General features: G+C 51.8%; 13 protein-coding genes and 1 other RNA gene. 7 read left to right on the top strand and 7 right to left on the bottom strand.

Annotation, left to right across the window (positions count from 1 at the left end; translation table 11 throughout):
* The first annotated feature begins 6 nt into the window (after window positions 1-6).
* From zipA to ACL9RG_RS17020, 3 genes are all read left to right on the top strand, one after another.
* Window positions 7-1,110, top strand: coding sequence for a cell division protein ZipA (zipA, locus tag ACL9RG_RS17010; protein WP_422793816.1), 1,104 nt, complete (start codon window positions 7-9; stop codon window positions 1,108-1,110).
* Between the two features lie 76 nt (window positions 1,111-1,186).
* Window positions 1,187-3,211: an NAD-dependent DNA ligase LigA gene (ligA, locus tag ACL9RG_RS17015; RefSeq protein ID WP_422793817.1), complete on the top strand. Its 2,025-nt coding sequence runs from the start codon at window positions 1,187-1,189 to the stop codon at window positions 3,209-3,211.
* A 3-nt stretch (window positions 3,212-3,214) separates the two neighbouring features.
* Window positions 3,215-3,442: a DUF3820 family protein gene (locus tag ACL9RG_RS17020; RefSeq protein ID WP_422793818.1), complete on the top strand. Its 228-nt coding sequence runs from the start codon at window positions 3,215-3,217 to the stop codon at window positions 3,440-3,442.
* A 55-nt stretch (window positions 3,443-3,497) separates the two neighbouring features.
* Here the strand turns inward: ACL9RG_RS17020 and ACL9RG_RS17025 are convergent, their stop codons facing one another.
* Together ACL9RG_RS17025 and ACL9RG_RS17030 are read right to left on the bottom strand one after the other, a co-directional pair.
* Window positions 3,498-4,643, bottom strand: coding sequence for a methyl-accepting chemotaxis protein (locus tag ACL9RG_RS17025; protein ID WP_422793819.1), 1,146 nt, complete (start codon window positions 4,641-4,643; stop codon window positions 3,498-3,500).
* A gap of 301 nt (window positions 4,644-4,944) precedes the next feature.
* The gene (locus ACL9RG_RS17030) at window positions 4,945-7,134 is read right to left on the bottom strand and encodes a TonB-dependent siderophore receptor (protein WP_422793820.1); all 2,190 of its coding nucleotides are present in this window, start codon (window positions 7,132-7,134) and stop codon (window positions 4,945-4,947) included.
* A gap of 223 nt (window positions 7,135-7,357) precedes the next feature.
* Between ACL9RG_RS17030 and fes the strand changes: the two genes are divergently transcribed.
* The 4 genes from fes to entS all read left to right on the top strand — a co-directional run bounded on the left by fes (window position 7,358) and on the right by entS (window position 19,023).
* Window positions 7,358-8,707 (top strand): enterochelin esterase, encoded by a 1,350-nt coding sequence (fes, locus tag ACL9RG_RS17035; RefSeq protein ID WP_422793821.1) that lies wholly within the window; start codon window positions 7,358-7,360, stop codon window positions 8,705-8,707.
* A gap of 27 nt (window positions 8,708-8,734) precedes the next feature.
* Window positions 8,735-8,962: an MbtH family protein gene (locus tag ACL9RG_RS17040; RefSeq protein WP_422793822.1), complete on the top strand. Its 228-nt coding sequence runs from the start codon at window positions 8,735-8,737 to the stop codon at window positions 8,960-8,962.
* A gap of 54 nt (window positions 8,963-9,016) precedes the next feature.
* Complete coding sequence (locus tag ACL9RG_RS17045) at window positions 9,017-17,626, top strand: amino acid adenylation domain-containing protein (protein WP_422793823.1); 8,610 nt, start codon at window positions 9,017-9,019, stop codon at window positions 17,624-17,626.
* A gap of 119 nt (window positions 17,627-17,745) precedes the next feature.
* A complete protein-coding gene (entS, locus tag ACL9RG_RS17050; RefSeq protein ID WP_422793824.1) occupies window positions 17,746-19,023 on the top strand; it encodes an enterobactin transporter EntS in 1,278 nt (425 codons plus the stop codon).
* Window positions 19,024-19,035: 12 nt separating this feature from the next.
* Here entS and fepB read toward each other — a convergent pair whose 3' ends face one another.
* The 5 genes from fepB to ACL9RG_RS17075 form a co-directional block, all read right to left on the bottom strand.
* Entirely contained in the window at window positions 19,036-20,028 is a 993-nt protein-coding gene (gene fepB, locus ACL9RG_RS17055; protein WP_422793825.1) for a Fe2+-enterobactin ABC transporter substrate-binding protein, read from the bottom strand.
* Between the two features lie 267 nt (window positions 20,029-20,295).
* The gene (locus ACL9RG_RS17060) at window positions 20,296-20,649 is read right to left on the bottom strand and encodes a FlxA-like family protein (protein ID WP_422793826.1); all 354 of its coding nucleotides are present in this window, start codon (window positions 20,647-20,649) and stop codon (window positions 20,296-20,298) included.
* 119 nt (window positions 20,650-20,768) lie between these two features.
* Window positions 20,769-21,329 carry a nucleotidyltransferase family protein gene (locus ACL9RG_RS17065; protein ID WP_422793827.1) on the bottom strand — a complete coding sequence of 187 codons (561 nt, stop codon included), beginning with the start codon at window positions 21,327-21,329 and terminating at the stop codon, window positions 20,769-20,771.
* A gap of 70 nt (window positions 21,330-21,399) precedes the next feature.
* Complete coding sequence (locus ACL9RG_RS17070) at window positions 21,400-21,666, bottom strand: hypothetical protein (protein WP_422793828.1); 267 nt, start codon at window positions 21,664-21,666, stop codon at window positions 21,400-21,402.
* 485 nt (window positions 21,667-22,151) lie between these two features.
* Window positions 22,152-22,252, bottom strand: a non-coding RNA gene (locus ACL9RG_RS17075) — RtT sRNA.
* Window positions 22,253-22,422 lie beyond the last annotated feature (170 nt).

Genomic DNA, 22,422 nt, shown 5'->3' on the forward strand with positions numbered 1-22,422 from the left:
ATAGCAATGATGCAGGATTTGCGTCTGATATTAATCGTCGTTGGTGCGATCGCCATAGTAGCGTTGTTGTTACACGGTTTGTGGACCAGCCGTAAAGAACGTTCTTCGCTTTTTCGCGATCGTCCAGCTAAACGTGTGAAAAAAGAACGAGAGCAGTCTCCGAACGAAGATTTCGTTGATGGAGTGGGTGAAGTACGCGTGCGTGCTACACATCCACAGGACGAACCTTTCAGCGGACACTATGACGAACCTGAAAACTTTGCTCCGCAAAGTCATCAGCCTTCGCCTGCGCGCCATGCGCCTACTGCTCCGATACATCAACAACCGGTTCATCACTCGCCTGCGCCTGCGCAACAGCCTGTGAATCGTCAAGCGGCGCAGCCTTATGCGTCTCCTGTGCAACATAATGACGATCCGCTGTTATCTGGCTACGGTGCTTCTGAACCAAGCAGGCCTTCTGTGCCGCATGAGCCTCAGAGCAGTTATTCCGCTCAGCCTGCGCCAGTGCAATCAGGGCATGGGCACGCTCCGGTTCATCAGCCAACTGCACAACAGTTACCGACTCAACAGCCAGGTGCACAACCTGTTCCTGCGCAACAGATTCGTCCTGATGCGGTTCCGGCAGCGCAAGCACAACCAGTGGTTGCTGCCCAGCCAGAACCGAAAGCCGAGCCTGTTAAAGAGAAACTGAAAGAAACCGTGTTGGTGTTCCACGTTGCTGCACATCAAGGTGGCGCTATCGGTGGTGAAGTTCTGCTACAAAGCGTGTTGCAGGCTGGTTTCCAATTTGGCGCGATGAATATTTTCCATCGTCACGTGAGTCCAGCAGGTAGCGGCCCGGTACTATTCAGCTTAGCGAATATGGTTAAACCTGGTTCGTTTGATCCTGAGAACATGTCTGACTTCTCAACGCCGGGTATTACGTTGTTTATGATGGTGCCTTGTTACGGCGATGCACATCAGAACTTCAAACTGTTGCTGCAATCAGCTCAACGTATTGCTGATGATGTGGGTGCGGTGGTGTTAGATGATGAACGTCGTATGATGACGCCACAGAAGCTGGAAACCTATAAAGCGCGGATCCGCGAAGTACTCGAAGCAACCGCGTAGATAAATCGACTCTGAGTAAGTCACATATATCTCCTAACCCCCGCTAGTCGGGGGTTTTTTATCTGTATGGTGAGTCATGGCCACAATCGAAGAACAAATCAATCAATTGCGCAGCCAACTGCGTCATCATGAACATCAATACCACGTACTTGATGCCCCCGAAATTCCTGACGCCGAATATGACCGTTTGATGCAGGCATTGCGCGCACTGGAGCAACAACACCCCGAACTGATCACCGCTGATTCACCGACTCAGCGCGTTGGGGCAGCACCTTTGTCGGCGTTTGAGCAAGTTCGTCATCAGGTGCCCATGTTGTCGTTGGATAATGTGTTCGATGAGGAAAGCTTCCTGGCGTTCTATAAAAGAGTGCAGGACAGGTTGAAAACCAACGATCCTCTGACTTTCTGCTGTGAGCTAAAACTTGATGGACTGGCGGTCAGTTTACTGTATGAGAATGGTGAACTGGTGCAGGCGGCAACGCGTGGCGATGGTACCACCGGTGAGAATATTACCGTCAACGTACGTACCATCCGTGCGATCCCTTTGCGCTTGCAAGGCGATAATATTCCTGCTCGTCTCGAAGTACGCGGCGAAGTATTTATGCCACAACCTGGCTTTGAAGCGTTAAATGAAGAAGCCCGTCGTACTGGCGGCAAGGTGTTTGCCAACCCGCGTAATGCCGCTGCAGGGTCATTGCGTCAATTGGATCCTCGTATTACGGCTAAACGCCCATTGACCTTCTTCTGTTATGGTGTTGGCGCGGTGGATGACGGTGTCTTGTCGGATAGCCATCTTGGCCGTTTGCTGCAATTCAAAGAGTGGGGCTTACCGGTGAGCAATCGCGTAAAACTCTGCACTGGCAGCGATGAAGTTTTGGCGTTTTATCGTCAGGTCGAGCAAGACCGCCCATCGTTAGGTTTTGATATCGATGGTGTGGTTATCAAGATTGATGCACTAGATGTGCAAGAAACCTTAGGATTTGTCGCGCGAGCACCGCGTTGGGCAACGGCTTTCAAATTCCCGGCGCAGGAACAGCTGACCGTGGTCAAAGAGGTCGAGTTCCAGGTAGGTCGTACCGGCGCAATTACCCCGGTAGCGCGTCTTGAACCCGTGCAAGTCGCTGGGGTGATGGTCAGCAACGCGACATTGCATAACGCCGATGAAATTGAACGTTTAGGGTTACGTATCGGCGATACGGTGGTTATTCGTCGTGCTGGAGATGTCATCCCACAAGTGGTTGGCGTTGTGTTAGCTGAACGGCCCGAAGATGCGCGAGAAGTGGTGTTCCCTACGCATTGCCCAGTTTGCCATTCTGACGTGGAGCGGGTGGAAGGCGAAGCCGTGGCACGTTGTACCGGCGGTTTGTTCTGCGGCGCGCAGCGCAAAGAAGCACTTAAGCATTTTGTGTCTCGCCGTGCGCTAGATGTCGATGGTATGGGTGATAAAATCATCGATCAACTGGTAGATAAAGAGTACGTCAAAACACCAGCCGACCTTTTCCGTCTCAGCGCCGGTAAACTCACCGGGCTGGACCGAATGGGGCCGAAATCGGCACAGAATCTGGTTGCCGCCTTGGATAAGGCACGGGAAACGACCTTAGCGCGCTTCTTATATGCGCTAGGTATTCGTGAAGTCGGAGAAGCCACCGCCGCCAACCTGGCAGCACATTACGGTTCTATCGAGGCGTTACGCGCTGCTGATATTGAATCGCTCAAACAGGTGCAGGATGTGGGCGAAGTGGTGGCAAAACACGTGGTTAATTTCCTGGCCGAAACTCATAACCAGCAGGTTATTGACGAATTGCTCAGCCCGGAAATCAATATACATTGGCCTGCGCCACAGGTCATTGTCGCTGAGGAGATCGACAGTCCGTTTGCCGGTAAGGTTCTGGTGCTCACCGGATCACTGTCGATCTTATCGCGTGATGAGGCTAAAGATCGTCTGACCGCTTTGGGGGCCAAGGTAACGGGCAGCGTATCGAAAAAAACCGATATGGTGATCGCCGGTGAAGCGGCAGGCTCAAAACTGGTCAAAGCGCAGGAACTCGGTATTCCGGTCATCGATGAAGCAGAGATGATCCGTTTGCTCGGAGATGCATAAGCGATGGAAAAAGAGAACCTGATTGAAATCGCCAATACGGTGATGCCATTTGGTAAATATCAGGGGCGGGTATTGATCGATCTGCCGGAAGAGTATTTGTTATGGTTCGCCCGTAAGGGCGAATTTCCAGAAGGCAAACTGGGCATGTTGATGGAATTGACGCTGGCGATAAAAGTTGAAGGGTTGCAAGATTTACTGACGCCGCTAAGAAAAAATAGAGGCGGAGAATAGCTCTCCACCTCCGATTATGCTTACGCTGAGCAGCCAATAATGGCTGCTCTTCTTCTTAGTTGAGCTGGAACATTGCCACCGTATCGTTAAGATCATGCGCCTGTTTTTCCAGTTCTGCAGAAGAGAGTACCGATTTCTGCACCAGATTAACGTTTTGCTGGATAACGTTATCCATCTCTTTTACTGCCATGCCGACTTGCCCAATGCCTTGGCTCTGTTCTGACGAGGCGCTGGCGATCTCACCCATAATATCGTTAACCTGCGTGACGGCTTTTAGGATCTCATCCATCGCTTCACTGGCTTTTTTAACCTGTCCCGAACCGGCATGAATATTATTGACCGATTCATTGAGTAACGTTTCAATCTCTTTTGCCGCCGCCGCACTTCGACTTGCCAGATTACGTACTTCGCTCGCGACAACCGCAAATCCTTTACCTTGCTCGCCAGCTCGTGCAGCTTCAACGGCAGCATTCAGCGCCAGAATATTGGTCTGGAAAGCAATGCCGTTGATGACACTGGTGATATCAACGATTTTATTCGCGCTGCTCGCGATAATGTCCATGGTACTCATCACTTGTTTTACTGACTGGCCGCCATTGACTGCCGTATTAGTGGCGTTCTGTGCCAGCTTACTTGCGTGGTGAGCGTTTTCTGCGTTGAGCTGCACCGTACTACTGAGCTGTTCCATACTCGCACTGGTTTGTTCCAATGCCGCTGCTTGCTGCTCTGAGTGGGAAGAAAGCGCGGTGTTTACACCAGAAACTTCTGTGGCATTGGCGCGAATGGCATCTGCGCTTTGGTGAATATTACTGACCGCCTTCTCCCAATTAGCCTGCATCAGTTGCATCGGCGGTACCATTACACCAATACAGTTACGGCCAAGATCGGGCAGTTGAGCAATCAGCTCGCCACGCGCAAGAACTTGCATATGATTGCGCAAAACATTGACCGGCTTTACCAGGCAGAACCAAAGATAGCGCTCGGTAAAAATAGTAATACCAATACTGATAAACACAGAAATAATTAGCAGGGATTGTGCGGTATTGACCCAGCCTTTTTGAATATTATCCAGCTGTGTTTCATGTTCGATATGATGCAAAAGCCATAAAATACCGCATGCCACGCTAATCCAGGCAAGGGTTGAGATAATCTGTATTAAAATCACCATGACGCGGATTTTGATATTGCGAATAATATTCATCTATTTGTTTTCTCAGTAAAAGTTGATGGCCCTCCCTAGACAGTTTTAAACGACACTTATCCTGATTTATCCGCTTTTAAAAATGCATAAATGAAACTAAATCGTATCGTTGCGGCATTATCGGCTCGGTATGGGGAAACTTGATGTACGTTGAAGAAATAGTTCGCAGAGTGTTTATGGAGAGTTGAGTTTAGCCGTGGGGAATATTCATCGAGCGGAGATGAATAGGGGAGAAATATTGATTGGAGCAATATGAGCAGGCGGAGAAGTATTTTCCGCCTGCTGGTGAATAAATACGGTATTACCAGCTATAGCCAACTGAGGCAATAATACTGCGCCCGCTGCCGTAGAAGCAGGCTGCGGTATTGCTACACGAAGAAACATAATGCTTATCAGCAATATTATTAACATTCAGTTGCAGCGTTGTGCCGCGCAGGGTTGATATAGCTTCACCTACTTCATATTTCACCATTGCGTCATAGAGGGTGTAATGCGGGACTTTGAAGCCGCCTTTTGAATCTCCCCATGTATCGCCGGTATAACGCACACCGGTTCCTACGCTCAGACCATTGAGCGGGCCATTTAGGAAACTGTAGCTGCCCCAACCGGATGCCGCGTGGCGCGGAATTGCCGACGGGCTATGGCCGACTTCTGCCGCATTATTGCTCTCTTTGGTTACCACATCAGTATAGGTATAAGCTGCTAGCAGTTTAATTTCGGGTGTTATTTGCGAGTGAATTTCCGTTTCAACCCCTTTGGAACGTACCTTACCTATTTGCTCATAGTAGCTGGTGGCATTGTTATAGGAGCTGATATTTTTTTGCGTAATATCAAAAGCAGATACCGTTAATACAGTATCGTACCCCTTCGGCTGATACTTGATACCCACTTCGGTTTGTTCACCGGTGGTTGGTTTAAAAGCCGCGCTGCCAGGTGCGCCGGTATGCAAGTCTGGCTCAAACGAGGTGCTGTAGCTGATGTAGGGCGATAAACCATTATCAAAGGCATACAGTAACCCGGTACGACCCGTAAATTTATTATCGTTTTGCTGATGTTTGGTATTGGCCAGATTGTCTTGCATGCGTTCTTCGGACCAGTCCTGACGACCGGACAGCAGCAAATTCCAGTTATTCCACTCCAATTGATCCTGCAAATAAAGACCGATCTGATCGAGTTTCTTACGTTCGCTGGTCCACGGGGTGAAGGTGGCTTCATCAATGTTCATTCGCGTTGGATGCGCCCAATCGAGAATGTATTGATCGCCGCTATCGCGCCATAGCTTGCTGTTGACGTCACTCCATTTGTAATCCAGGCCACCGATCACCGTATGATCAACATCTGCGGTTGAAAACAGCGCTTTTACCTGATTATCCAAGCCCAGTTCTGACGACTTTATTTTGTCATGCTGTGGCCGGCGATTGATTGAGTGGTCGTTACGATCTGAGTCGAAGGTATAAACCAGATACTTGTAGGACTCATCCATGCTGGTATAGCGGAAATTCTGTTGAAAACTGAATACGTCATTGATGACGTGTTCGAAAATATAGCCAATCGACGTCTGCTCACGTCTTGCCTGGCTGTAGCTCGGGTCGCTTAGGTTAAAGTCGTAAGGGATATAACCCGCGCTAGTGTTAAACACCGTTCCGTTGGCTGGGAAAAAGTTGCGATAACCGGCTTTGGGTTCATTTTGATAGCTGGTTAACAGGGTGAAGCTGGTCTCTGGATTCGGTAGCCAGGTAATGGCCGGGGCAATGGCGATACGCTGTTGTTTATTATCTTTAATAAACTCATCCTTGCTACTGGCAACGCCATTAAGACGGTAAAACAGCGTGTTATCGTCGTTAAGCTTGCCGCCAAAATCAAATGCCGCTTCACCAAAGTGCTTGTTACCGGTGCTGAGCTGAACTTTATGGATACTTTCAGCCGTCGGACGCTTGCTGGTCATGCTGATAAGCCCACCAGGCGTAACCTGCCCATAAAGCACGGATGCTGGTCCGTGTACAATCTCTACTCGCTCAAGGAGCCAAGGATCCATTTGCCCTGCGGCCCCTTCCTGTCCTGATAAGCCGTAACTCAAGCCGTCAAGGAATTTAGTCATATAGCGGAAACCACGGGAAATAACTTCATCGTTACGGTTTGAGCTGCCGCGATAGTTGGTGAGCACACCGCTGGAATAGCTGAGTGCGTCCGATACGGATTGCGCCGCCTGGTCATCCATTTGCTGACGAGTGATGACCGAAATCGATTGCGGCGTTTTTCTAAGCTGGGTAGGCGTTTTGGTTCCAGATGCACTTTCCTTGGCCACAATGCCTTTCATCGGGGCGGTAACACTCTCTGCCTCTGCTGTTACGGTAATGGTTTCTTCTGCTAGCGCGCTATTTGGTAGGGCAGATAGCAGGGGCAAGGAGGGGGGAAGTAACAGACAGAATAAATATTTTGCAGAAAGAGTTTCGGAACCTTTCTTTATCATCCCTTTGTTTTTAAAAGCCATTTCATTACCTGTGTGAATTTTATTTTCGCTAGATAAAGGCACCTATATTCCTAGAGATGCCGTTCCTTGTTTCCCAATGCCGCTTTAGAGAGGCGCAATCTTTGGTTGCTGGCTCAAACCTACTTTTTCCGTAAAGCTAATCGAAATGATATTGAAAGTAAGAATCGTTATCAATACTATTGTTAGGATTTGTATCAATACTCATTTTTAAGTAAGGATTTGTATGGATGTCTTTCCTGGTATTCACAGGGAGCAGGAAAAAGGAACGGGGGCTGCGAAGTGCCAAGGCACCCTTGAAATAGCCGGTTCGGCTGCCAAGAGGCTATCGGATGATACGGCAGGGGAGCAGGAATGGTGGCAGCAAATTGCTGAGCTAGGTAGCCCCATTGCTGAGGCGCTGGATAAAGATCGTATCAAAATGACCTGGTTCTGGCGTGATCCGCAGGGAAGCGAAGCGCATTCAGCAACGCGCCGAGTGTATGTCGATATCAATGGCGTCACCGATCATCACAGTACGTCGCCAGCCAGCATGCAGCGTTTGCCAGACACTGATGTCTGGCATTGGTCAACGACGGTTGAGCATGATTGGCGAGGGAGTTATAGCTTAATTCCCATTTCGGATTCGCATCTTCCACCCGTTTTTAGTACTGATGACGGTGAACGCAAGCGCCAGCAGCGAGCATGGTGGATATCGTTATTTCCCTTAGCGATTGCTGACCCATTGAATCTATATCCTGCTAATTTCACCCGCTACAGCTACCCACATTGTGTGGCTCAAGCCCCCTCAGCCCCAGATCAAAGTGTGTGGCTAGCCGCTGATAAGGCTTTTAAATCTCAGCGATGTCAGCACTTTGTCTGGGAAAGTTCTCAACTTGGTAATCGGCGTGATATCTGGCTATACGCCAGCGGTGAAGCCGAGGATGACGCGCGACGTCCATTGGTCATTTTGCTCGATGGGCAAAATTGGATTGATGGTTACCCCTTATTACCAGTGCTGGAAAGCGCAACGACTAACGGCACATTACCTGCCGCCTGCTATCTGTTCATTGATGTGATCGACTCAGCGCATCGAGAAAAAGAGCTGCCCTGTAATGCGGAGTTTTGGCAAGCGATACAGCACGAGCTGTTACCGCTGGCAAAGCAACGAATGGCATTCAGTGATGATGGTGAGCGCACGATTGTGGCAGGCCAAAGCTATGGCGGATTAGCGGCGATGTACGCCGGGTTGCACTGGCCAGAACGTTTTGGCCGCGTACTGAGTCAATCAGGTTCTTTTTGGTGGCCCAATTTGCAATTGATGACCCACTTTGAACAGCGCCACCGGCTCGAGGCTGGCTGGCTGACGCAGCAGCTACAACGCAGCGATGTGGCTCCTGCCTCACTCAGTATCTTTATGGAAGCAGGCAATCGCGAAAGCGATATCGAATTTGTTAATCAACAGCTTTATCAGGCGTTAAAGGCTGCCGGGCACCGCGTGAGCTATCGGGTGTTTTCTGGTGGGCACGATGCACTTTGTTGGCGGGGAGGGCTCTTGGATGGATTGCATCAGCTGCTTTCCGACATGGATAGCTAACCCCTTTTTTAATCACAGGTAACTTATATGAGCCAGGAACAACTCAATCCTTTCGACGATGAAAGCTTGTCTTTTTTAGTGTTGATCAATCAGCAACAACAATACTCATTATGGCCGCTGTTTGTCGAGGTACCGCAAGGATGGAGCAGTGAGATGGGGCCGGCATCGCGTGCCGAATGTATCCAATACATCGAAACTCACTGGCTGGATATGCGTCCCGCCGCGCTAAAAAAACCTGTGACCATACAGCGCTAACCATTTGTTGTTCAGTACCGGGACAGATTCCGTTGAAGGAAAAGGACAAATAGCATGTCAGAAACCCTGTTAGTACCTGCAATTACCGCCGAATATCAAGAATATCCATTGGTTGCCGCCCAGCCTGGTATCTGGGTCGCTGACCAAATTGCCCGCCGACGCAATAGCTTTGCTGTGGCGCACTATACGCAGTTGCCCGGTAATATTGACCGCCAGGCATTGGATTTAGCGATTCGGCAAGGATTGGCGGAAGCCGATACGGTACAGGCCCGTTTTTATGAATCGGCCAACGGAATCCCGGTACAGCAGTTGCCACAATATATTGATGCCAAACGCGTACATGCACCTGAGTGGCTCGATTTTAGCCAGCAGCAAGATGGCGAGAGTGCTGCACTGGCATTGATGGCCGAGGATTTAGCGCAGGATTTACCTGCCGATGGCGAACGTGCATTGTATCGCCATGTCGTCATCCGTGTGAGCGACGATTGTTGGTTTTGGTATCAGCGCTTTCATCACTTAACGTTAGATGGCTTCAGCTTTGATGCCATTACCCGCCGTATTGCCGATATTTATCAGGCGTTACGCAGTGGTCGGGCATTGACTGCATCGCCCTTTACGCCATTTTCTGTGGTGGTCGAAGAATATTTAAATTGGCTGGAGTCACCGGCAAAAGAGCGTTCGGCACAATTCTGGCGCCAGCATCTGCAAGCGCTGCCGCCAACGCTCTCACTGGCCAGCGAAACCTGTCATGTTGAGGCAGGCGCCCGGCCACTCAAGCAGTCGGTGGCATTACCAGCTTCAGTACTGGCAAACCTGCAAAACAATGCGGCATTACAACAGCAGCAACCTGCCGATATTGTGACGGCGGCATTAGCCATTTATTTGGCGAGAATGAGCGGTGAAACGCACTTGTCGATTGGTTTTCCGTTTATGCGCCGCATGGGGTCGCAAGCGCTATCGGCAATCGGTCCGGTGGTGAATGTGCTGCCATTGCAACTGACCATCACAGCGGATATGTCGCTAATAGAGGTGTGTCAGTCGGTCGTGGCAGAAATAAAGCTGGTTCGTCGCCATCAGCGTTATGAAGCGGAACAGATTAAACGTGATCTTGGATTGGTTGGCGCGGAGCAGGAGCTTTATGGCCCGGTGGTGAATGTCAAAGTCTACCATAGCGAATTGGCCTTTGATGGCCAGCCTGCATTGACGCACACCCTAGCCATGGGGCCGGTTGATGATCTTGAATTCGAGCTGGGTTTCCGCGAAGGAGAATTATCGCTATCGCTGGTGGCGAATCCTGAAAAATACACGCCGCGCACTTTGCAATACCATGCCGAACGTATCGCGCATCTTCTCCAACAACTCGTTGCACAGCCGCAGCAGATTATCAGTGCTCTGCCTCTGCTGAGCGAGTCTGAGCTGCAAGACCTCTTCTCTTGGGGACGTGGCGTAGAACTTTTCCCGCCGGCGGGCGCGATATCGATTATTGATATGCTGCTAACTCGGGTTGAACAACAACCTGACGCACTGGCGGTTGTGTGTGGACGTGAAAGTCTAACCTATCGCCAGCTTGCTAACCGGGTGATGCAATTAGCACGGGTACTGATTGCCAAGGGCATTGGCGCAGAAGACGTGGTAGCAATTGGTATTCCACGTTCGGTAGACACGCTCGTTGCACTGTTTGGTGTGTTAGCGAGCGGTGCAGCATACATGCCGCTGGACCTTGATTATCCGCGTGAACGTTTGGCATTGATGTGTGATGACGCCAGCCCGGTGATGCTGTTGACGCATATGGACACGCAAGAAAAAATGCCGGCCTTAGCGCAGGTGCTTTGCCTGGACGATGCACGCTGCCGCGCATTATGCGATGCCGCTTCATCGCAGCCTCTAACCGATGCTGAACGCAAGACGCCTCTGCACGGCGCGCATCTGGCTTATATGATTTATACCTCTGGCTCGACCGGCAGGCCAAAAGGCGTCATGTCGACCCATCGCGGTTTGTTGAATCTGTTTCTTTCCCATCAGGCGACATTATTTGGCCCGGCTATCGCTAAATATCAGGCCAAACATGCCCGCCGGATGCGCGCGGGCCATACCGCCTCTTTCTCTTTCGACTCCTCATGGGAGCCGCTGTTTTGCATGATCATGGGCTGCGAGCTACAAATTTTTGATGAGGAGTTGCGGCGTGATGCCTGGGCGCTGTTGGAGCAAACCAAACAAACGCCGGTCGATTTACTCGATATTACCCCGTCTTTCTTCTCGCAAATGATTGATAGCGGACTCTTTGACGATGGCTATCCGCTGCCGTCCTTCGTGATGATTGGCGGCGAAGCGGCGACGCCGACGCTATGGAATCTGATGCAGCAGCATCCAGAAGTAGAAATCCATAACTACTATGGCCCATCGGAATATACCGTGGATACGCTGGGCGCCAATGTGAATGCCGCTGAACAACCGGTGATCGGCCGTCCGCTGGCGAATACCGAGGTGTGGTTATTAGACAAAGACTTACAGCCGGTACCAGTAGGGACAGCGGGAGAACTGTATATTTCAGGGGCAGGGATCGCCCGCGGCTATTTGCGCCGCCCGGATTTAACGGCTGCACGTTTTGTTGCCAATCCTTTTCAAGCCGGGGAGGTGATGTACCGCACCGGCGATTTGATGCGTTGGCGTAGCGATGGTCAATTAACCTTTATCGGGCGTACCGACCACCAAATTAAAGTACGAGGCTTCCGCGTTGAGTTAGGTGAGGTGGAAAGTGCGCTGGTGGCCTTGCCGCAGGTAGGCCGAGCGGTGGTAATTGCTGAATCAGTCGGTGCAACCCATCGTTTGATTGGCTACTGCTCAGTGCAAGATGCCGCGCTGAGAAACTCGCCAACGGTACAAGCGCAGTTGCTCAGTGAGCTGGCCCTCAGCTTACCCGACTACATGGTGCCCGCTATTTTGGTAGTGATGGAAGAGTTGCCGCTGAACGTCAACGGTAAAATTGACCGTCAGGCCTTACCTAAGCCGCAGCAAACGGCAAGTCGAGCGATCCGCGAACCACAAACTGAACCAGAGCGGCTGATTTGCCAGGCCATCGCCTCGGTGCTATCCATCGAACATGTCGGCGCTGATGATGATTTCTTTGCGCTCGGCGGCGACAGTATTTCGGCGATGGGACTGGGAACCGCGTTGCGGCATGCGGGTTATCTGCTGCGTCCGCGCGAAATTTTTGCTTTGCATACCCCGGCGCGGATGGCAAAAGAGATGCAGCCGCTGGCGAATAATCGTCGGGCCAATCAGGGCGTACAGCACGGGCCGGTGACTGGGTTGCCGATAGTACATTGGTTTGCCGGGCTGGGGGATATCAATCGTCGTTTTGCCCACGGCGTCTTCCTCAACGTCCCTGGCGAGCTGTGCGTCGAACAGGTACAACAGGCGTTAACTTGTCTTGCCGAGGCTCATCCGGTATTACGCGCCTCGACGCGTAATAATCAATTAGTGGTGGGAGAGCCGAGCCAGCGGCCCATTGTGGTTCACACACAATCGTCAACCGATATGTCGCCAGAGATGGCGGCTGAACAGGCGTTTACTCTGGCGCTAGATGCGCTTGATCCCGCAGCGGGCGTGATGATGCAGGCGGTATTGCTACTCGATAAATCGATACCAGGCGATCTACCGTTACAAAACGATTTACCGTCACAAAACAGGCAACGTGCGGTTGGTTTAGTGCTGGTGATCCATCACTTAGCAATAGATGGCGTATCGTGGCGCGTGTTGCTTGATGAGTTACCGCAGGTGGCACAAGCGCTGATGCGTGGTGAAAAGCCAGTATTGCCAGCGGAAGAAACCTCGCTGCACGATTGGTCGGCGCGCCTGCTGGCGGATAGCACCATGCGTGACAAAGAGTTGCCATTCTGGCAATCGATGCTCAACGAATCGTTACCGCGGCTTGGTCTGCGCCAACTCAACTCATCGACCGACCGTCATGATACGCAGCGTGAACAGCGTATGCTGCTGAATACGGCGCTAACGACCGCGCTCCTTACCGAGTTACCGCGGGCGTATCAGGCCAATGTTGATGAAGTGCTATTGTGTGTTTTATCTCTTGCCTGTCGTCAGCATTTTAATGCCAGCAAGCTACGTTTTACCTTTGAATCTCATGGCCGGGCCGATGTGGATAACGGCATTGATTTAGCCCGGACTGTAGGCTGGCTTACCGCTGAATATCCGCTACTGATTAACCTAGACGGTCAGCAGCCGTCAGACGCCGTTCGTGCGGTAAAACGCGTGGTGCGTGCGGTATCGGATAAAGGTATTGGTTATGGTCAGCTGCGTTACCTCAATAGCAAACATGCCCAGACGCTAGCCGCTTTAGCTGAACGCAATGCGCCAGAAATCCTCTTCAATTATCTCGGGCGTTTCAGTCAAGCTGAAGGTGAATGGCAACCACAGCGAACACAACATGAGTTCCGCGATACTTTCGCCGTTGCTCAGGATCGGCAGCAGATACTGACGCATGGGCTGGAAGTGAATATTTTTGTCGATGAGCAAAAAGCCGATGCACAGCTCGCGATTAACTGGAGTTGGGTGCCGGGTATTTTTGAGCAGCAGGATATTACTGCACTGTTTGCGGGTATCGAGCAGGCGACACAAATTCTGTTGGCTTTCGCTCGACAACAGCCTAATCAAGCGGCGGCGACCTTGGTGGCTGCGGATATCTCAATCGACGAGATAACGGACAAGGCGCTCTCAACGTTGGAAACACAATATGGTCCGCTCAACGCCGTATTGCCGCTGCTGCCGCTGCAAACCGGGTTGTTGTTCCATGCGCAAACTACCTCGAGTCAGGGCAGTTATAACTCACTGACTCGCCTGAGCCTCAGCGGAGAGCTGGAGGTTAACACACTACAAGCGGCACTCGAGGCGGTCGTCCGTCGCCATCCGCAATTAGCGGCACGTTTCGCTAGCGAGCAAGCGGCAGTACCGCTTCAACTGCTGCCGCACCTGTCTGCGGAGCAGATTTATTGGCAACTAGACTGCCAGCAATTACCCGCGTTGACTGCTGAACAAGAACGTTTGGCGTTAGCTGAGCTTGAGCAACAAGAGCTGGCGCGTGACTTGTTCAACCAGCCGCAGGCGATGTTGCATGCTTTGCTGGTACAGCATGGCTCGTCGGCTGAGCACAATGCCAATCGCTTTACACTGTTCCTCAACGCCCACCATCTTATTGTCGATGGTTGGTCTACACCGCTGGTGCTCAATGACCTGTTGACGGTGCTGCACGAAGGCGAACAGGCCTTGATGGCACCGCGTTCTCACTATGCTGATATCGTGCGCCAGTTGGCATCTCGTGACGGCGATGCATCTCGCCAACTTTGGGGGAAAGTGTTGCAAGATGCTCGGCCAACGCTGCTGTTTGGCAATCAGCCGGATGAAGATAAGGTTAGCGAAATTGAGCTCACGCTGGACCCGGTGCTGGAACGAGAACTGATGTTGCTGTGCCGCGAACGCGGCCTGACGTTAAACACGGTGATGCAGGGGATATGGGCGATGCAGTTGGCCAGTACCAGCGGCCAGTTTGATGTGGTCTTTGGTTCGCCGGTGTCTGGGCGGTTTGGTACGGTTGCCGGTGTTGAGGAACATGTTGGGTTATTCAGCAATACCTTGCCAGTGCGCGTTAAATTAGACGGACATCGTTCGCTGACCGAACAGCTGTTGGCATTGCAAACACAGCAGATTGAACTGCTCGAGCATGATGATTTAGGTCTGGGTGAAATCCAACATATTGCCGGGGCCGGAACCCTGTTTGATACGCTGCTGGTGGTGGAGAACTACCCTGATAATCAAACCTTGCTTGGCGGTTCTTGGCCGCTGCGTTGTGACGCGATCAACAACCGCGGTTATACCCACTACCCATTGACGCTACTGGTGCTTCCCGGTGAGCGCTTGCGTTTGCTGATGGAGTACCGCCAGTCGGTGACTCAGCCTCAGCGTTTTGCCGCGCGTTTACTGTCGCTGTTGGCGCAGTGGATCAACGATCCCGATTTGCCGTTGCAACATTGGCAGCTACAAACTCAGCCTGAGAAGATGCTGGTGGAGAAGTGCAATCAGACTGCGCGCCCGCTTATTGCCACTACCTTGCATCAAGCCATTGCACAACAATCCGCAAGCACGCCTGATATTCTGGCGCTGTCGGATAATCAACATCGTTTGACCTATCGCCAGATGCAGCGACAAGTCGACCTGTTGGCCGAGCGTCTGATAATCACAGGCATCAAACCGGGGGATATTGTTGCCGTCGCGCTACCGCGTTCGGTGCGTTTAAGCCTGTCGCTGGTGGCGATTGTGCAAGCCGGCGCGGCGTGGTTGCCGCTGGATACCGGTTATCCAGATGAACGTTTGGCTTATATGGTTGAAGATGCCAAGCCTGCGCTAATTATTACTGACGCTACGCTAAGTACTCGTTTTGAGAAACTGGCCCCGGTCCTGATCTTTGACACATTGGCTGAAAACCATCACCAGGTAGCACGGCGCGAGTGGCCGACCATTGATGTGCAACAAGCGGCATATGTGCTCTACACCTCGGGGTCAACGGGGCGTCCGAAAGGCGTTGTCGTCAGTCACCAGGCGATCATTAACCGCTTGTACTGGATGCAAAATGAATATCCTCTTGCAACGGATGACGTTGTCTTACAAAAAACGCCGTGCAGCTTTGACGTTTCAGTGTGGGAGTTCTTCTGGCCATTGATGGTCGGGGCCCAGTTGGTGATGGCACCGCCAGAGGCACATCGCGATCCGCAGGTATTGGTACAACTGATTGATCACTATGCCGTCACTACCATGCACTTCGTGCCATCGATGCTAGCTATTTTTGTCGAAACCTTGGCAGAACAGGCATCTGAACCTCCTTGCCTTAGCCTGCGCCGGGTATTTTGTAGTGGGGAGGCCCTTTCTTGTGAACTGGCTTCGCGTTATCAGACGTTAATTGCTGCACCGCTGCATAATCTTTACGGGCCAACAGAAGCGGCGGTAGATGTCACCTATCAACCGGCCTTTGGTACTGCGCTTGCCGAGTGTGAAGGGGCTGGCGTGCCGATTGGTCGCCCGGTGTGGAATACCCAACTCTATATTCTCGACTCATTATTGCGTCCGGTGCCGATTGGCAGCGCCGGCGATCTTTATCTGGGCGGTGTGCAACTGGCTGAAGGCTACTTGCGCCGCCCAGATTTAACCGCCCAGCGTTTTGTCGCCTCGCCTTTTGTTGAGGGAGAGCGTATGTATCGCACCGGTGATATTGCCCGCTGGCTGGAAAATGGTACGGTCGAGTATCTCGGACGCGGCGACGACCAGCTAAAAATTCGCGGTCAGCGCATTGAACTGGGCGAAATCGAACAGGCTTTGTTGGCACAACAGGGCGTGGCGCAGGCGGCGGTACATGCGATTGATTTAGGCAACCAAGACACGCGTATTGGCGGGGCCGATGCTCGCCAACTGGTTGCCTGGTTAATTGCTCAGCCCGGCGTGACACTCGATATTGATCTCTTGCGCCAGTCACTAGCACAACGTCTGCCTGCGCATATGATGCCGGTCAGTTATGTCGTGACCGACGTTTTCCCGCTCAGCGCCAATGGCAAATTGGATCGCAAAGCATTACCGCGCCCGCAGCAGCATAAAAAGCAAGGTCGCGCGCCGGCCAATGAGCATGAACAGCAGCTTGTTACGCTGTTCTCGCAAATACTCGAGCGTGACGATATCTGCGCCGACGATGATTTCTTTGAGTTGGGCGGTCATTCGCTGTTGGCGATGCGTCTGGCGGGTGAAGCCCGTCGTCATTTGGGCTTCCCGCTATCCGTTGGCCAGATTATGGCGGCGCGCAGTGTGGAGAACATTGCGCGGCTGTTAGCTGACAAGCAACTGGCTGGGTCAGAGGAGAGTCGGGGGCTGGGAGAAAGTATGCTATTGCGTACCGGTCATGGCCCGGCGCTGTTCTGCCTGCACCCAGCATCTGGTTTCGCCTGGCAGTATTCTGCATTGACCCGCTACATCTCAGGCAAGTTCCCGATTGTCGGCCTACAGTCGCCAAGGCCCAATGGCGTGATTGCCAGCTGCGATAATTTAGCGCAGATGGTTGAGCGTCATTTAGTGACGCTGCGTCGTTTACAACCGCAGGGGCCGTATTACCTGCTGGGCTATTCACTGGGTGGCACCTTGGCGCATGCCATGGCGGCACGCCTGCAACAGCAAGGGGAGCAGGTGGCGTTTCTCGGCATGTTGGATACTTATCCACCAGAAGGGCAAGACTGGACCGGGCCGAGCGAGGAACAGGCACAGCAGGAAGTGGCGCAAGAACAGGCAGAGTTCCTGGCGGCGGAAGAAGAAACCGACGCGGTGTTACTGGCTGAGAAAGAGGCGATGTTTGCCACCATCGTTGCTAACTATAAAGACGCCGTCCGACATTTATCTGCCGCCAGCAGCGCGCGTTTCAATGGCAACGCTACGCTATTTGTTGCCCGCAAAACTCTGCCCGCCGAGATGGATATCGAGGCGACCTGGGCACCTTTCGTCGAGGGATTAACCTGCTATCACCAGGATTGCGAACATGCAGATATTCTTTCACCGGCATCGTTGGAGAATCTGGGGCCGTTGTTAGATAGCTTGTTAGCTCAGCAATTGACCTTGTAAACACTCATCCCCGGCGAGCGCTGTTCGCCGGGAGCCTAGCGTTGCTGGCCTATGCGACGTTCTCGAGTGCTAATTGACTGGCGCTCGAGATAATATTGAACACTTATATTTGGAACATCATGGCTAAACCCTCTTTTCTCCTTGATTTTAGTTTGCTCAAGAACAATGCCCATTTCCGCGCTATCTTCTGTGCCAGAATGCTCTCGGTATTCTCGCTAGGGATGTTGGCGGTTGGGGTACCGATTCAAATCCAGAGTATGACCGGTTCGACGCTACAAGTGGGTGTCGCCGTTGCGCTCGATGGTTTGGGTATGTTTATTGGTCTGATGCTCGGTGGTGTGCTGGCCGACCGTTACGATCGGCGCAAATTGATTCTCTTTGCCCGCGGCACCTGTGGGATTGGTTTTGTTGCGTTGAGCCTCAACGCATTTTCGGCTTCCCCTTCGCTGTGGGCGCTCTATTTACTGGCGGCATGGGACGGCTTTTTTGGCGCATTAGGCATGACGGCGTTGATGGCGGTGATCCCGTTGATCGTGGGGCGAGGCAATTTGGCAGCGGCAGGTGCGCTTAGCATGTTGACCGTGCGACTGGGCGCGATTCTGGCGCCTGCGCTGGGCGGGGTGATTATTGTCTTCGCGGGTGTCGGTGCCGCGTTTGCGGTGGCCGCCGTGGGAACGTTAGCCACGCTGATTCCGCTGACACGTTTGCCTTCTTTGCAGCCAGAACCCCAGGAGCCGGAACATCCACTGCGCGCGTTAGCCAGCGGTGTACAGTATGTTTGTCGACATAAAATTGTTGGTTCGGTCGTGCTGTTAGGCATGCTGATGAGTATTGTCGGCGCGGTGAGGGTGTTATTCCCAGCCTTGGCACAAGACTCCTATCATGTGGACAGTTCAGCGATTGGTTTGATGTATTCTGCGGTACCGCTAGGGGCCATGCTTGGGGCCTTTACCAGCGGTTGGGTACCGGGTTTCTCCCGTCCAGGTTTGTTGATGCTCGTCTCGGCAATTTGCGCCTTTTTGGCTATTGCTTCGCTTGGCATGTTCGCTAGCCTGATACCTGCACTGATTGCTCTGGTTTGTTATGGCTATGCCAATGCGATTGCCTCTTTGCTGCAATTTATGCTGATTCAGAGTAATACGCCGGATCATTTGTTGGGTAGGGTGAACAGTTTGGGAACCGCACAGGATGTGACCGGGGATTCGCTGGGTGCGCTGGGATTGGGCGTAGTGGGGCGGGTTCTTGCCCCGCTGATGAGCGTATTGTTTTTTGGTTCGTTCGCTGCGCTGCTTGGCCTGTTGGTCGCCGCCAGCGTGCGTACTTTACGCGACTACCGGCGACAGGATGACATTATCGACGTCGATGAGCAGCCAGAACAGGCCAACAGCCACCCTTAAGCATTGATTTGATTATTTCGTCGCGCCAAATTGACGTTCGATACTGTCGAGCATATTGCTGGCGCTGTAATAATCGAGGCGGAAGGTATCCATCCCCATGGCATATATGTGATGCCCAAGTACCGCATCAATATGCACGAGGAAAGGGTTGGCGCTAAATTTTTCAACGGTGCGGTCATCGGCAGAAAATAGCAGGACGCTTTTTCCCGTTACCGCACTGGCCATGTTCTCACCGCTAGTTTGAATAATATCATTGCGTATCCCCATCCCCGTTTCTGCATTAAAGCCTGCCTGTGGCTGCGCCAGCGTGAAACCAAGCTCAGTCAACAATTGGCCTTGAGCCGAAACGGGTGTCCAAATATTCATACCGCGGCCGTCTTCATAATAAACCAGCGCTGAGGTGGGCTGTGGCGGCAAGGTAATATTCTTTTTCACGGTTTGTACGCGTTGCTCAAAGTGAGCAATAACATCCTGTGCATCCTTTTCATGACCGGTTATCTCGCCCAGCTGCAGCGTAAGTTGTTGCCAGCTTTTGTCGCCATAATCAATCACCAGAGTCGGCGCGATAGCGGAAAGCTGGCTGTAAAGTTTGAGCGCTGAATCCCCACCGGTAGCGGCGATAATAATTAAGTCGGGAGCCTGCGCGGCAATCGCTTCGGCATTCGGTTCACTAATATACAGCGCCTGTAAATTGCGTGCCTTTGCCACTTTACTCCATTGAGTGAAGAAGCCTTGGCTGTCCGAGACGGTGGAATTACGTGCTGTTGCGCCCGAACCGACCAGCGGAGCATTAACGGCAAGCAATGGGCCAGTTAGCGTAACGCTGGTGGAAACAATACGTTCAGGGGCATGTTGCAAGGTCACGGGTCCTTTAGCCGTTTCTACCGTGCGGGGCCAACTTGCTGATTGCGCTGGCTTATCTTCGGCATGGCTGGGGAAGCTAAAGAGAGAAAAGAGAGCTAGCAGCAACATGGCGTAGTGTTTGGGCAGGACAGATAAATTCATCGGTTTTCATTCCATTGCTAAAACGCATCATAAGACAGACTTAACCCTGAAACGGTACTCAGTATGTTTGCTGAGTTTTTCCAAAAGGAATTATTCCCCGCGAAGGAGTAAGGGTTTATCTGATTAAAATTAGAGGGTTATCTACTTTGTTGAGTATAGCTTATGTTGTTTTTTACGGCAGGTTTTTAGCGCAAATTTGCCGCATGAAATCCGAGCGGGGATAAAGTGATCCCATTCGAAAAATATCGCTTTCGAATGGGTTATCGATTAGAGATAGATATCGATTTTATGTTTTTTATTTTTCTGATCTATTCCACTCACGTCAGCCGAAGCATTTTTGACTGCTTCTTGCTCTGCTTTTTCCTGAGCTTTCTTAGCATCTTGCTGAATGAGTTGATTGATTTGTTGCTGCAATAGCTGTATCTGCTCTTGCAGCGCTGCCGTTTGTTTGCGAATGACATCTAGCGGCAGCCCACTTGTGGCCAAATCTTTTATTTGTTGGGTTAGTTTGAGAATTTGTGCATTTAATCGGGAAATTTTTGCCGCCGTACTGTTCCCACTCTCGCCAGTGGCAGAGTGAGCGTTGCCGACTTTAGGTGGATCTACGCTGATGCTGGTCATAATATGCCCTTATATTTATGTTACGAAATATATCGGCTGGCAGCAGAAAAACTTGAGAGCTTTCACGATCCCTTTATGATCGATGGTATTAACAGGTAATGAAAAGTCGTTGTGTTGTTCTAATTAGAATTTAATTCTGCAATCTGTAACCGCGGCCAGCGGGTCAACCAACCTTTGTTGAGTGCGCGCTCGCGTAATATCCAGGGTTGTGAATGGCGGCTGTTATGACTAATAGTGAAGTTAAACAGCGATTCGATACCCAGCGGCGCAACCAGCTCAATCTCGCCCGCTGTATTTAGCTTGGCTCCTACCGCCGTTTCAATCTCAACCCAATGGCTGATCGCTTCTGCGGTTCCAGAATAAGGTGCGTGCCCGTGGCGTAGATGCATCCGAGCCTGATTTTTTACCGACCAAGGATGAGAGGAGAGGGCACAGAGCTGTTGTTCGTAGTTTATATCGGCATCAGATGAGGAATTATTGGGATCAAAATAGACCACATCGATATCATTTAGCGGCGTGTTTTCTTGGTATTGATGCAAGCGATCCCAGACTAAATTACGCACAAAACCCGCGCCCAAACACCAATCACGCAGTTGCAATTGGCTCACCAACTGCAACGCCTCCATCCGATACGCATCCTGCTTAATCCACGTAATAATCTGTTTTTCTAATGATTCCATTACCAAAACCCGCTAAAACAGCAATAAGTAACAAGATTATAGCCGACGAAGGCTAAGTGATGAGATGGAATTATGTTGGTTTGGGATGGCGGTAGATCAATGACGCCTTACTGATCGAGATACCCGGACATAGCGTACCTACGGGCACTCCGGCAGACAAGCTGCTACGGCCCGAACGGTGGGCTCTCCCTAATAACAGGCTTGGTGAGTTGTCTGTACGTAATGTTGCCTTACTGACCGAGATACCCGGGCATAGCGTACCTACGGGCACTCCGGCAGACAAGCTGCTACGACCCGAACGGTGAATAACAGGCTTGGTGAGTTGTCTGTACGTCATGTTGCCTTACTGACCGAGATACCCGGGCATAGCGCACCTACGGGCGCTCCGGCAGACAAGCTGCTACGGCCCGAACGGTGCGCTCTCCCTAATAACGGGCTTGATGAGTTGTCTGTATTCCAAGACGTCGACCTTGAAGTTGATCTTAATCTTTTGACCTTTAATAGCGCATCTTATCGGCCAAGCGAACGAATAAGGCCAGGGGAAAGCAGACAGGGACGTCTGCTTTAGGTTGAGCCGGGCAGGACGCCCGTCTCAGCCGACCCGTGAGGCCGAAGCAGTGAGTGCGGGCAGTCGCGCAGCGACCCGATAAGCTAAGCGCAGGCGCGGGATGCAAGGGCTTTCGCCCTAAGGCCCTTGCCGGTCGCGTTCGGCAATGCTGATATATTCCACTTCATTGATAAGCGACCGAACCTGCGCAGTGCCACATGATAATTAAGAAATATTTTGGGACAAGCTTAAGTGCCTTGTCTGCACTCCGCATTTGCGGGATTGACTCGTCCTTTGGACTCGCCCTCCGGGCAACGCTGTCGCGTTGTCGTCTCGCTTCGCTCGGCTCGAACCTGAGCGCAGTTTCTCACCCACACTCCCTTCCGTGGTCTCACATGATAATGTGCCGGTAAGAATTACTGTGGCGTAGAAACGAAAAAAGCGCCACAAGGGCGCTTTTTTCTAAATAAGTGGTGGGTCGTGCGGGATTCGAACCTGCGACCAATTGATTAAAAGTCAACTGCTCTACCGACTGAGCTAACGACC

This window comes from Rouxiella sp. Mn2063, from assembly GCF_049319665.1.
GTDB lineage: Bacteria > Pseudomonadota > Gammaproteobacteria > Enterobacterales > Enterobacteriaceae > JBMOUD01.